Origin of the sequence: Pseudomonas sp. NFACC13-1, assembly GCF_900104425.1 — a bacterium.
Classification (GTDB): domain Bacteria; phylum Pseudomonadota; class Gammaproteobacteria; order Pseudomonadales; family Pseudomonadaceae; genus Aquipseudomonas; species Aquipseudomonas fluorescens_AA.
Map to the genome: position 1 here is coordinate 79030 of NZ_FMXV01000028.1, position 11679 is coordinate 90708.

At 61.9% G+C, this 11679-nt stretch carries 13 protein-coding genes; 7 read left to right on the forward strand and 6 right to left on the reverse strand.

The window, feature by feature from the left end; translation table 11 throughout:
* From BLQ55_RS26015 to BLQ55_RS26040, 6 genes are all read left to right on the forward strand, one after another.
* Positions 1-699 carry a PspA/IM30 family protein gene (locus BLQ55_RS26015; RefSeq protein ID WP_003185899.1) on the forward strand — a complete coding sequence of 233 codons (699 nt, stop codon included), beginning with the start codon at positions 1-3 and terminating at the stop codon, positions 697-699.
* A 367-nt stretch (positions 700-1066) separates the two neighbouring features.
* A complete protein-coding gene (locus BLQ55_RS26020; protein WP_092258156.1) occupies positions 1067-2101 on the forward strand; it encodes an ion channel in 1035 nt (344 codons plus the stop codon).
* Entirely contained in the window at positions 2088-2750 is a 663-nt protein-coding gene (locus BLQ55_RS26025) for a DUF2491 family protein (protein ID WP_092258159.1), read from the forward strand. Before BLQ55_RS26020 ends, BLQ55_RS26025 begins: the two co-directional genes overlap by 14 nt.
* A 15-nt stretch (positions 2751-2765) precedes the next feature.
* Positions 2766-3194: a DUF350 domain-containing protein gene (locus tag BLQ55_RS26030; protein WP_025215702.1), complete on the forward strand. Its 429-nt coding sequence runs from the start codon at positions 2766-2768 to the stop codon at positions 3192-3194.
* Positions 3195-3213: 19 nt separating this feature from the next.
* The gene (locus tag BLQ55_RS26035; protein ID WP_092204503.1) at positions 3214-3915 is read left to right on the forward strand and encodes a DUF1190 domain-containing protein; all 702 of its coding nucleotides are present in this window, start codon (positions 3214-3216) and stop codon (positions 3913-3915) included.
* A gap of 12 nt (positions 3916-3927) precedes the next feature.
* On the forward strand, positions 3928-5085 hold the full coding sequence (locus BLQ55_RS26040) for a glutathionylspermidine synthase family protein (protein WP_092258162.1): 1158 nt from the start codon (positions 3928-3930) through the stop codon (positions 5083-5085).
* Between the two features lie 137 nt (positions 5086-5222).
* Here BLQ55_RS26040 and BLQ55_RS26045 read toward each other — a convergent pair whose 3' ends face one another.
* From BLQ55_RS26045 to BLQ55_RS26070, 6 genes are all read right to left on the reverse strand, one after another.
* Complete coding sequence (locus BLQ55_RS26045) at positions 5223-6155, reverse strand: phosphatidate cytidylyltransferase (RefSeq protein ID WP_092204505.1); 933 nt, start codon at positions 6153-6155, stop codon at positions 5223-5225.
* 1 nt (position 6156) lies between these two features.
* The gene (locus BLQ55_RS26050; protein WP_092204506.1) at positions 6157-6777 is read right to left on the reverse strand and encodes a lysophospholipid acyltransferase family protein; all 621 of its coding nucleotides are present in this window, start codon (positions 6775-6777) and stop codon (positions 6157-6159) included.
* A gap of 99 nt (positions 6778-6876) precedes the next feature.
* Positions 6877-7332, reverse strand: a complete 456-nt coding sequence (locus BLQ55_RS26055; RefSeq protein ID WP_092204507.1) for a hypothetical protein — start codon at positions 7330-7332, stop codon at positions 6877-6879.
* The gene (locus tag BLQ55_RS26060) at positions 7322-8665 is read right to left on the reverse strand and encodes a phosphatase PAP2/dual specificity phosphatase family protein (protein ID WP_092258165.1); all 1344 of its coding nucleotides are present in this window, start codon (positions 8663-8665) and stop codon (positions 7322-7324) included. The genes BLQ55_RS26055 and BLQ55_RS26060 overlap by 11 nt, the downstream gene beginning before the upstream one ends.
* Positions 8665-10422 (reverse strand): bifunctional alpha/beta hydrolase/class I SAM-dependent methyltransferase, encoded by a 1758-nt coding sequence (locus BLQ55_RS26065; RefSeq protein ID WP_092258168.1) that lies wholly within the window; start codon positions 10420-10422, stop codon positions 8665-8667. The genes BLQ55_RS26060 and BLQ55_RS26065 overlap by 1 nt, the downstream gene beginning before the upstream one ends.
* 11 nt (positions 10423-10433) lie before the next feature.
* Entirely contained in the window at positions 10434-11057 is a 624-nt protein-coding gene (locus BLQ55_RS26070) for a CDP-alcohol phosphatidyltransferase family protein (protein ID WP_092204510.1), read from the reverse strand.
* Positions 11058-11387: 330 nt separating this feature from the next.
* Between BLQ55_RS26070 and BLQ55_RS26075 the strand changes: the two genes are divergently transcribed.
* A partial coding sequence (locus BLQ55_RS26075; protein WP_139230479.1) for a transposase occupies positions 11388-11679 on the forward strand: 292 nt, incomplete at its 3' end.

Genomic DNA, 11679 nt, shown 5'->3' on the forward strand with positions numbered 1-11679 from the left:
ATGACTCAGTCCATCTGGAGCAAGTTGTTCACCGCACTGCGTGGCGGTGCCAACGAAGTCGGCGAATCGATCGTCGACCAACAGGCCCTGCGCATCCTCGACCAGGAAATCCGCGATGCCGACAGCGCGCTGGCCAATGCCAAGCGTGAGCTGGTCACCATCATGGCCAAGCACAAGCTGGCGACCGATCGCGTCGGCGAATACAACGCCAAGATCAAGGACCTGGAAGCCAAGGCCCTGGCCGCGATCCAGGCCAACCGCGAAGACCTGGCGCTGGAAGTGGCCGAAGCCATTTCGACCCTGACCAACGAACTGGACGCCGAGCAAAAGCACGCCACCGAGTTCGGTGGCTACGCGGACAACATGCGCAAGGACATCACCAAGGCCGAAAGCCGCATCAAGAGCCTGCGTCAGCAAGTGGACATGGCCAAGGCCCGCGAAAGCGTGCAGAAGGCCCAGGTCAGTGCCTCCATCGCCAGCGGTGGCGCCAATGGCAAGCTGGAAACCGCCGTCGGCACGCTCAACCGCCTGCAGGCCAAGCAACAGCAACGTGCCGCTGAACTGCAAGCCCAGGACGAACTGGCCGAAGCTTCGACCGGCTCCGACCTGGAACGCAAGCTGCGCGATGCAGGCATCACGCCGAACGAAGGCAGTGCCAATGCGATCCTGGAACGCCTGAAGAAAAAATCGGCTGAATAATCCGTTCGGGCTGATCAATTCAGGCAGGCCGAGCACAAAACCTGTGGCCTTGCTCCCGCTCGACTTTGTAGGAGCTGGCGAAGCCTGCGATCTTTTGATCTTTCGCTTGGGATCCAAGTGTTTGGGGAAAGATCGCAGCCTCGTTGCACTCGACAGCTCCTACACAGCTCCTACACAGCCTCTAGGGCTCGGTGGGAGCAAGCGCCCTCGCCACAATAGTGTCCGGCGCTCCTGGATTTAATTGTGACGCAGGTACTTTTATCCAAGCGCCGCAACAGGTTTAATGCTGTCCGGTCACTCCGCTCGGGCATTCACACGCAGAGCGATGATCCCGCCAGGAACGAAGCCCCACGGAGTCAGGGACGAAATGTCGATTTTCCTTTTGTTGCGCTCGTACGCATCGTCCTTCTTCCATCGGTTCGGGTGGGCGGGCCTGGCCATTGCGTTGGGCGTGCACCTGTCCACGGCCTGGATCGGCCTGGTGCTGCTGGGCGAGCAACACCTCATCGCCGCCGCCACGTTTATCTACTTCTATCTCACCACCACGCTCACCGTCGGCTATGGCGATCTGTTGCCACAGACATCCGCCGGGCGAATTTTCGTGGCTATCTGGGTCATGCTCGGGGGCATCGCGCTGCTGACGGCAGCCATCGGCAAAACCACCAGCAGTGTCATTGATGTTTGGAGAAAAGGCATGAAGGGCAAAGGCGATTTCACCGGCAAGGTCGGCCACACGGTTCTCATCGGCTGGGAGGGCGCTTCCAGCGAACGGGTTATCGAACTGCTGCTGCAGGACGAAACCTCCAATGACAACCTGATCGTCATCTGCGATTGCGATCTCGAAGAAAACCCCATGCCCGGCAAGACATCCTTCATCAAGGGCGACAGCCTGTCCTCCGTCGCTCTGCTGCAGCGTGCTGGCGTGCCGGGCGCCGAACGCGTGCTGGTGCGCACCCATTCCGATGACCTGACCCTGGCCACCGTACTGGCGGTCAATCAACTGGGGCCTGCCGGGCATGTGGTCGCCCATTTCAATGACAGCGAAATCGCCGCCCTCGCCAGCGCCTATGCCCCGAGCCTGGAATGCACCTCCAGCATGGCCATCGAAATGCTGGTGCGGGCCTCCCAGGACCCGGGCTCGTCAGTGGTCATCAACGAATTGCTCTGTGTGGGCGAAGGCGCCACCCAGTACCTGATGAAACTGCCCGAGGCGTTTGAAGCGACGTTCGGCGACCTCTACACCCGGATGAAAGAGCAGCACAACGCTACGCTGATCGGCTACCGCGCCCAGGGCGCCCGACACCCAGCGATCAACCCGCCCGGCACCACGCGCGTCGTGGGCGGAGAACTCTTCTACATCGCCTCCACGCGACTCAAGGAAATTTCCCATGGGGTGGTTTAAACAGTTGATGGGGCTCGAGGCCCCGAACGCGAACACGACAGCCAGCCATGGCGCGCCCGTCACCGGGCCGTTGGGCCTGGCCTCCGGCAAGCAGGTCATGTTCGATGCCACGCTCAAGTTGTTGCTCGACGGCAACAGCACCGTGGTCATCCCCGGTTCCCAGCAGATCTGGAGCCTGGGCATCGTCGACCTCGGGCAATCGAACTGGCTGTCGCGCTGCTACATGAACGACGAAGACTACTGGCTGCAAGTGCACACCAGCGGCGACATCGCCGGGCAGGTCGAGTCGGTGATCCTGTTCAACTACCTCAGCTACGTCACGATCAACAGCGAAGCGGAGTTGCGTCGCCTGGCCGGCCCTGAAAGCCTGATCGGCCTGCCGACCTATACCCACGACGGCGTCGAGTACAACCGTGAATGGGGCACCGAGGCGGGCCAGACAGAATTGGTGACGTTGAGCGAGCGCGTGAGCAATCCGGATGAGTCCTACAGTGTCGAGCACCGTTCGATGCTGTACGCCCGCGACACCGGCCTGACCGATCGCCGGGAGTTCCTGCTGTTCTCCGTCGAAGAGGACGCCGAAGGCACCGTCAGCCTGAGCACTTCGCTGGGTATTTCGCTGTACACCACTGACTTGAACACTCTTTGAATAAGGAAGAAGTCCATGCTTGAAGCGCTCTCCATTTCCCTGAACAAGGCCGCCGTGTTCGGCTTCGCCCTGTACATCCTCGGCGCCGCCGTGCTGTTCGCGCTGTTTCAGTTCATCTACATCCATGTCACGCCGCACAAAGAGTTCGAACTGATCCGCTCGGGCAACGTGGCGGCGGCGATCGCCCTGAGCGGTGCCCTCATTGGTTTCGCCATCCCGGCCAGCAACGTGATTGCCTACTCGATCAGCATGCTGGATTTCGTCGTCTGGACGGTGATCGCCGCGGTCGTTCAGTTGTTGGCGTTCCTGGTGACCAGCCTGGTGCTCAAGGGCGCCTCCGAGCGCATCAAGAAGGGTGAAATCGCCGCCGGTATCTACATCGCCGCCGTGGCCATCAGCGTCGGCCTGTTGAACGCCGCGTGCATGACGCCTTCCACGAACTGATTGCGCCACGGAGAACCCGATGAAACGAAGCAAGTACGTCCAGCTTTCGCTGGCCGCGTCGGTCGCCCTGGCGATCTCCGGCTGCGGGCCAACGGAAAAAACCTACAAGCTGCAGAAGAAGTACAACTTCCAGTCCGTCCAGCAATGTGTCGATGAAAAGCTGCCGGTGGACATTTGCGCCGACGCCTACATGACCGCCATGAGCGAGCACCGTCGCATCGCGCCGACGTACGCCAGCCAGGCCGATTGCGATGCCGACTTCGTGCCCGATTGGTGCCAGCAGGACTCGACCGGCCAGTTCATTCCCAAGCTGGGTGGTTTCGAACTGAGCGCCGATGGCGAAGTCACGCAATCCCAGGTCGACGCCGCCCGGGCCCAATTGCCGGCTTCGGAAGCGAACAGCGGTGGTTCGGGCTTCAGCAACCTGCTGACCGGGCTGCTGATCGGCAACATGCTCAGCGGCAACCGCAACAGCTATTACTCCGAGCCGGTTTACCGTTACCGCGATGATCGCGGCGACTACGGCTCCTCGACGCTCAGCCAGCGGGTTTCCAGTGGTTCGACCTTTACCAAGTCCAACCAGGCGCGCTACGGCAGCTACACCGACACCATCAAGAGCAGCAAGGCGATGTCGGTCGCTTCGTCCACGTCTCGCGGCGGCTTCGGCAGCAAGTCCAGTGCCCGCAGCGGTTGGGGCGGTTCGAGCAGCTCCGGTGGTTGAGGAACCAGCGCCATGAAGAAGATCCATTGCGCAGAGCGTCCTGACTGGAAGCAGACCGCCGAGCGGCTTGGCTTTCTGTTCCACACCATCGACGACGAACCCTATTGGGACGAAAGCGCGTACTACCAGTTCACCCTCAAGCAGATCGAGGACGACCTGGAAGACCCGACCACCGAGATCCATGACATGTGCATGGACCTCGTGGCACGCGTGGTCCAGAGCGAAGAGTTGCTGGAGCGCCTGAGCATTCCAACGCCGTTCTTCGACCTGGTGCGCACTTCATGGCTTGAAGGCCACCCGCACCTGTATGGGCGCATGGATTTCTCCTACAGCGGCAGCGGTCCGGCCAAGCTGTTGGAGCTCAACTACGACACACCGACCAGCCTCTACGAAGCGGCGGCGTTCCAGTGGGGCTGGCTGGAGCAATGCATCGAGCGCGGCACGCTGCCGGCCCATGCCGACCAGTTCAACAGCATCGACACCAAGCTGCACCAGGCCTTCGCTCAGTTGCAGCTCACCCAGCCGTTCTATTTCGCCTCGATGAAAGGCTCGGTGGAAGACAAGGGCACCACGGATTACTTGCGCCTGATCGCGGAAAAAGTCGGCATTGAATCGCGGCACATCGATATCGAAGACATCGGCCTCAACAGTGACGGGCGTTTTGTCGACCTGCAAGAGCGCTGGATCCCGCACCTGTTCAAGCTGCATGCCTGGGAGTTCATCTTCCACGAGCCTTTTGGTGCGGCGATTGCCCAGTGTGATACGCAGTTTTTCGAGCCGGCCTGGAAGTCGATCATCTCGAACAAAGGCATCCTGCCGCTGCTGTGGGAATTCAACAAAGGCCACCCGAACCTGCTCGCGGCTCACCTGGATACCGACACCAGCAAAGCCGTGCCCAAGGGCTGGGTGCGCAAGCCGTTCTTTTCCCGGGAAGGCGCCAACGTCGAGTTGCAGACCGCTGATGGCTTGATTGTAAAAGAAGACGGCCCCTACACCGACGCGCCGTTCATCCTCCAGGAATTCGCGCCGCTGCCGAAGTTTGACGACAGCTACACCCTGATCGGCTCCTGGGTCATTGGCGACCAGGCGGCCGGCATTGGCGTGCGGGAAGACAACAGCCTGATCACCAAGGATTCCAGCCGGTTCCTGCCGCACCTGATCCTCGACTGATAGCCCTGCACACCAACCCCCTGTGGGAGCGAGCTTGCTCGCGATGGCGGTGGATCAGCCGACATGGATGTTGACTGACCTGACGCTATCGCGAGCAAGCTCGCTCCCACAGGTTCCGGTGTTTGCCGCGGGCTTTTTCAGGTCCACCAGTACCGCACCAAATGAAAGAAGATCGGCGCGGCGAAGCACACCGAGTCCAACCGGTCGAGCATGCCGCCGTGGCCTTCGATCATGTGGCCCCAGTCCTTGACGCCGCGGTCGCGCTTGATCGCTGACATGACGATGCCGCCGGCAAACCCCAGCAAGTTGATCAGCAAGGCGATGAGGAACGACTGCCACGGATTGAACGGCGTGATCCACCACAGCGCGCCACCGATCAGCGAGGCCAGGAAAATGCCGCCGGCAAACCCCTCCACGGTTTTCGAGGGCGACAGGTTCGGCGCGATCTTGTGTTTGCCGAACAGCTTGCCGCACACGTACTGCAACACGTCCGAGAGCTGCACCACGATCACCAGGTAGGCGATCAGCAACAGGTTGCGCCCTTCGAAACCGGCGATGTCCAGGGTCAGCAGCGCCGGGACGAAGGAGATGCAGAACACCGCGATCATCAAGCCCCACTGAACCTTCGACGCGCGTTCGAGGAAGTGTGTGCTATCGCCGCCCAGGGACGCCAGGATCGGCAGCAGCAGGAACACATACACCGGGATGAAGATCGAAAACAGCCCGTACCAGTCGTAGTAGATCAGCAGGTATTGCAGCGGCAGCGCCAGGTAGAACGCCGCCACCAGGGCCGGGTAGTCACTGCGCCGGGTCGGTGTCAGGGTCAGGAATTCCCGCAGGGCGTAGAACGACACCGCGTAGAACAACAGGATCACTGCGGCGTTGCCGAGCCAGAACGCGATACCGATCACCAGCACCATGATCCACCAGGCATTGATCCGGGCGTTGAGGTTATCGATCACCGAGTTCGGCGCGCCGCGGGTTTTCAGCCTGAGAATGAAACCGATCAACGAAGCCAGCACCAGGATGGCGCCGATCCCGCCAAACAACATCAGGGTATATCGATCCATGTCAGACGTGCTCCGGGGCCAGTGCCAGCAGCGCGGCGCGGCTGCGTTCAAGGAATTGCTCTTTGCTTTCGCCTTCTTCGATGCACAGCGGCGCGCCGAAACTGGTGGTGCACAACAGCGGCAGCGGCAGGACACGGCCCTTGGGCATGACGCGGTTGAGGTTGGCGATCCACACCGGGATCACCTCCACCTCGGGGTGATTTTTCATCAAGTGGTAGATCCCGCTCTTGAAGGGCAACAGGCCTTCCTCCGGATTGCGCGTGCCTTCCGGGAAAATGATCAGCGAATCGCCGTTTTCCAGCGCATCGAGCATCGGCTGCAATGGGCTGTAGGAGGGATCCTTGCGCTCGCGGTCCACCAGCACGCCGTTGAATACCCGGTTGATGATGTAGCGACGCACCGGGCTGGTTTGCCAATAGTCGGCCCCGGCCACCGGGCGGGTGAGCTTGCGCAGCGCCGGCGGCAGCGAGGCCCAGAGCAACACGAAGTCACCGTGGCTGCTGTGGTTGGCGAAGTAGATCCGTTGCACCGACGTCGGCGCGCAGCCGAGCCACAGGCTGCGCGCGCCCGTGACCATGCGGGCGGCGGAGGTGATGAGGTTGGCGACCACGGGTTCGAACATGAAGATTCCTTGTCCTGAGAAGTTCGGGTAGTGACGCAATCTTTAACAGCTGACCATTAACTGTGGCGAGGGAGCTTGTTCCCTCTCCACAAAAACTATCTAGATACTTGAAGCCAACCAGGGACTGGCCAGGATGAAGCCCAGCACCAGGACGACTTGTACGGCCAATAAGCGTGACTGTCGACGCAGCAACAGCAATGCGCCATGCCGGCGTTCGGTCCAGAGGCGACCGGCACGTGCGGCTGGTTGCAGGCCCAGGGAGATGAGGGCTTGATCCAGCGTGTAGGTGCGCTCGGCCAGGGACTGGGTGCTGTCAGCCATGCGCTGGAACAGATCGGCGTCAAACGCCACGCGCAGCGCCCAGTATTTTTCCAGCACGCCGAGCACCAGTAGCGCCACACTCAACAACAGCAACCACGGATCGATGACGCCCACCAGCCACTGCCCCAACCCCAGCAGCGCCCCAAGCAGCGTCAGCCCGGTGGACAGCTGGTCCAGCGAATGACCCCGGCGCAACAGGCTCGCCACGGTGTGGAGCTCCATGTCACTGATCATGGACGTGCCCCCGTGCTATGGATAATTGCTCCAGCGCCCGACGGTGCGCCGCCTGCAAAACAATACGCGGACGGGCGCGCTGGATTTGCACGATCGCCGCATCGACGTTCGCCGCCCGGCCGCTGTGCAGCAGCCAGGCCACCACCGCCGTGGCGCTGCGCGAATAACCCAAGGCGCAGCAGACCAGCACCGGCCCGTGCTGGCGCAGGCTTTCGATGGCTTCTGCCGCTGTCAGGCATTGTTCGGCGGTCGGCGCTGTCAGGTCGAGCACCGGCAATGAGCGATAGGCGACGCCCGTGCTGTCCATGGATAGTTCCGCGCAGAGGTCGAGCACGCCGGTAAACGCACTGTCCTTCAATTCCATCGGCGTGGGGATTCGCCCGAGCCAGACGTTATCCGCCACTTGGTCCGGCTGCGGATGCTTGCGCGTCCAGCCGCGAGAATTGATCCACGCCGCCGCCAGATAAGGCGCCAGCAACCAGCGCGCTGCCGGACTCAAGCGACCATCGGCACGCTTCTGGAAACCGTCGGCACCGAACACCAGGTAATTCAGCGCCACCATGAGCACCGCGACCGCCGGCCAGATCAGCCAGAGCCACGCGCCGCCCAAGGCAAACGCCGGAACGAACAGCGCCGCCGCGCCCAGGCCATAACGCAAGGCCAGGCGTCGGCGAGCAGGATCCGCCGCCAGACGCGCACTCAGCAGCGGGCTGGGTCGATCCAGCGGCCACAACCAGACACACAGCCAACCGGCCAAGGCGCCCGTAGGCAGGTCAATGAAATGATGTTGATACGTGGTCAGCACCGACACGCCGATCAACGCGAACCAACCGTGCATCAGCCAACGCCAGACCCCCTGCAAATGCCGCTGATAGCAGACCCAAAGGATGACCAGCAACGCAATATGCAGCGACGGCGCCTGGTTGAACGGCTTGTCGAAACCCGCCAGCACCTCGAACAACCAACCGAACACGCCATCCATCTCTGGCCTGGGGAAGGTGAAGCGCAACGGCCAGAGCAGGAAGCAACTGACCGCAATCACCTGGGCCGTGAGCAGGCGCAAGGCATGGCGCTTGAGTTCGTCGCGGCTGCTGGGCAGCAACAGGGACAGGCCGTACAACAGATCGATCGACCAGTAAGGCACGATGGTCCAGGCCATGAACGGCATGTGGCTTTCCCAGGCGAACACCAGCGTGCCGACGTCGTCACGCTGGGAGGTGACCCAGGTGGCGAAGCCGTAGGTGGTGAAGAACAGCGGCGCCAACAACAGCAGCCACAGCACCGCCGGTTTCAGCAGTGCGGGTTCGCGGGCCGGAGCGATGACGGCGCTCATTACTGCACTCGCTGCGCCAGCGAAACGCTGAAAATGCCCCATTCATCGACACGCAGGGTGATCTTGCGGAAGCCCGCCGCCTCAACCAATTGGTCCATTTCCGCCTGGGTGCGTCGACGCATCACCCAGGCCTGACCGGCACGGTGGCTGGTGAGGGCGCGGGCGATCAGTTCCAGTTGCGGGTGCCACGGCTGGCCGGTGTAGACCAGGAAACCGCCAGGCTCCACAGCTTCGGCCAGGCCCGCGAGGGAGCCGCCGACCAGCTGGTTGTCGGCGAACAGCTCGTACAGGCCCGACACCACGGCGAGGGTCGGCTTGGGTTCCAGCGCCGCCAGGTCCTGGCGGTCGAAGGCATCGCCTTTGACGAATCGAGCGATATCGCCCAGGCCTTTTTCAACGATCAGCGCACTGCCATCGCGCACGTTGATGTCGCTGTAGTCGCGCAGCAGGATCGACTCGGGCAACGGGCTGACGCCTTGCAGGGCTTCGAGAATGTAGCGGCCATGGCCGGCGGCGATGTCGACGATGCGCACCTCGCGGTCCTGGGCGCGCAACTCGGCCATCGCCAGGCGCAGCAGTTCCTCGACGTTCAGCTTGCGCTGGCGGATGCCGCGCCAGCCGATGGAGTTCAGGTAGTTCTGGTCGATCATCCGTCCCACCGCCGAGGTGCCGGTGGGGCGGTTGCGGTAGACGTAATCCAGGGTGCTGCCGGAGTCGAACCCGGTGTCGAAGCCCAGCTTGACCCCGGCCGACAACTTGCTGCCAAAGCGCATGCTGGCACGGGTCATGCGCCAGTAGAGGTCGCGTAGCGAGTTGTGGGGCAGCGGCGTGGCCAGGGTTTCGGCTTCGGCGCAGGTCGCGCCCAGGCGATCGGCGTCCAGCAGGCAAGGGCGGTCCAGCGGTCGGGCGAAGTTTTGCAGGATGAAACGGCGGGCACTGGCAACGGCGGGCGCACGGTTCTTCTCGCCGAGGGTGTCGTGGAAGAAGCCCGGCAGGATGTGCTTTTCCTTGTGCAGGCTGCCCAGGCGCTCGAAGAATTGCTCCTGGGGTTTGCGGTGTACCACGAAGTCCGAGCCGGAGATCAACAACTGTGTCGGCACCTGGATCGCCTGGGCATCGGCCACCACGCGGTCGGCGGCTTCGTACAGGCCCAGCAGTACGTTCACCGAAATGGCCTTGGTGATCAACGGATCGCTGTCGTAGGACGCCACCCGCTCCGGGTCATGGCTGAGGAATTTCGCCTTGACGTAGCTGTTGACGAAGAAGTTGCCACGGAACTTGCGCATCAGCGCCAGGCCCGGACGGGCGAACGGCACGTAGAGTTTGACCTTGAACGCCGGCGACGCCAGCACCAGCGAGCGAATGCGCGGCGCGTAGTCGTGGACCCAGGTGGACACGATCACCGCGCCGACGCTTTGTGCGACCACGGCGATGTTCGCTTCGTCGATCTGATGCGCCGTGCCGATGTGATCGCAGAACGTCTGCACGTCCCGCGCACTGGTGGCGAAGCTCGGGCTGTCGCCCCGTTCGCCCGGCGACTGGCCATGGCCACGGGCGTCCCAGGCAAAGAAGTCGAACCCGGGCAGGTCCAGCTCATCCACCAGGTGCGCGATGCGCCCGGAGTGTTCATGACCACGATGAAACAACAACACGGCCTGGCGGGGTTCACCCGCTGCCGCGTCGACAGCCGGCCAGTGTTGGTAGAACAGTTCCACGCCATCGTGGGTGGTGAATGTCCGGTGTTGGGCTTCGCGCATTGCAAGTTCCTTTATGCTGAGGGAGCGTTTTCCTTCACCTGGTCCAGGCCATGACGCACCCGATTGACCAAGGTATAAACCAGCAGGGCGGCAACCACCGCCATCACACCATTTATCCACAGCGCCCCGAGCCAACCCAGGGCAATACCGGTGGCCAACACGCCAAACACAAAGGCGCGGTCACTCTTGCCCATCGGCCCGTCATACCGCCGCGAAGCCCCCACCATCGCCCCCAGCACGCCGGCGTATTCGCTGAACAGCGCCAACAGTGTGACCAACAACACGAGCAGGAGACTGGTATCGGCAAACAGGGCAAAAGGCAGGATCAGGGCAACGTCGGCGATGATATCGCATAGCTCGTTGAGGTAGGCGCCCAGATGGGATTGTTGGCCAAATTCCCGCGCCAGCATGCCATCCACCGCATTCAACGCCATGCGCAGGAACATCCAGACCGGAACCAGGACGAAAATCCACGGATGGCTGGCGAACCAGGCAATGACCGCTCCCACCAACACCGAGACGATACCCGCGAGCAGGGTGACCTGGTTGGCGGTGACACCGTTGTTGTAGAGGCGTTGAACCATGGGGCGCAGCAGGTTTTGAAAGGCAGGCTTGAGTTGGTAGATGGAGGGCATCGGGGGAAGATCTCGGCCGGTTGCGGGGCTGGGCTTATACAGATGCGAGATTACGATAGGTTGAGGGGTTGCTGGCGGGTATTTCTCGAGAATGCGCGCGGGTAGGCATCTGTTTGCGCATTTATCTGCGTTAGACACTCCGGGAAATTGAAAAAACACAGACCCGTGGCGAGGGAGCTTGCTCCCGCTGGGCTGCGGTAGGAGCTGCCGAAGGCTGCGATCTTTTGATCTGACCTTTCGCTTGATACTCAATTGGTTTTGGAAAGATCGCAGCGGCTGGGAGTGTCAGAAATTTTGTGTTCGGGCATAACATGAGTCAGAGGTGCATGTATGCCAACCAAAAAGAAACCCCTGCGTGACCTGCCCAAAATCCCCAAAGAGCTGCTTGAGCAGTTTGGTGAGGGGCTGATGACAGCGGAAGCCATCGAGGACGCCTCGGCAGCGTTCAAGAAGGCCCTGATTGAACGAGCCTTGACCGCTGAACTCGGCCATCACTTGGGCTATCCCCCGGGCGCGCAGCGCCCGGAGGATGAAACTAATCAGCGCAATGGCAAGAGTGGAAAAACCGTTTTGACCGGAGATGGTCCGCTGCGGCTGGATATCCCACGCGACCGGGATGGCA

Coding starts and splice junctions, on each gene's coding strand:
- BLQ55_RS26045 (WP_092204505.1), bottom strand. CDS start 6,155: ATGGATCGATATACCCTGATGTTGTTTGGCGGGATCGGCGCCATCCTG.
- BLQ55_RS26015 (WP_003185899.1), top strand. CDS start 1: ATGACTCAGTCCATCTGGAGCAAGTTGTTCACCGCACTGCGTGGCGGT.
- BLQ55_RS26025 (WP_092258159.1), top strand. CDS start 2,088: ATGGGGTGGTTTAAACAGTTGATGGGGCTCGAGGCCCCGAACGCGAAC.
- BLQ55_RS26065 (WP_092258168.1), bottom strand. CDS start 10,422: ATGCGCGAAGCCCAACACCGGACATTCACCACCCACGATGGCGTGGAA.
- BLQ55_RS26050 (WP_092204506.1), bottom strand. CDS start 6,777: ATGTTCGAACCCGTGGTCGCCAACCTCATCACCTCCGCCGCCCGCATG.
- BLQ55_RS26030 (WP_025215702.1), top strand. CDS start 2,766: ATGCTTGAAGCGCTCTCCATTTCCCTGAACAAGGCCGCCGTGTTCGGC.
- BLQ55_RS26070 (WP_092204510.1), bottom strand. CDS start 11,057: ATGCCCTCCATCTACCAACTCAAGCCTGCCTTTCAAAACCTGCTGCGC.
- BLQ55_RS26060 (WP_092258165.1), bottom strand. CDS start 8,665: ATGAGCGCCGTCATCGCTCCGGCCCGCGAACCCGCACTGCTGAAACCG.
- BLQ55_RS26020 (WP_092258156.1), top strand. CDS start 1,067: ATGTCGATTTTCCTTTTGTTGCGCTCGTACGCATCGTCCTTCTTCCAT.
- BLQ55_RS26040 (WP_092258162.1), top strand. CDS start 3,928: ATGAAGAAGATCCATTGCGCAGAGCGTCCTGACTGGAAGCAGACCGCC.
- BLQ55_RS26055 (WP_092204507.1), bottom strand. CDS start 7,332: ATGATCAGTGACATGGAGCTCCACACCGTGGCGAGCCTGTTGCGCCGG.
- BLQ55_RS26035 (WP_092204503.1), top strand. CDS start 3,214: ATGAAACGAAGCAAGTACGTCCAGCTTTCGCTGGCCGCGTCGGTCGCC.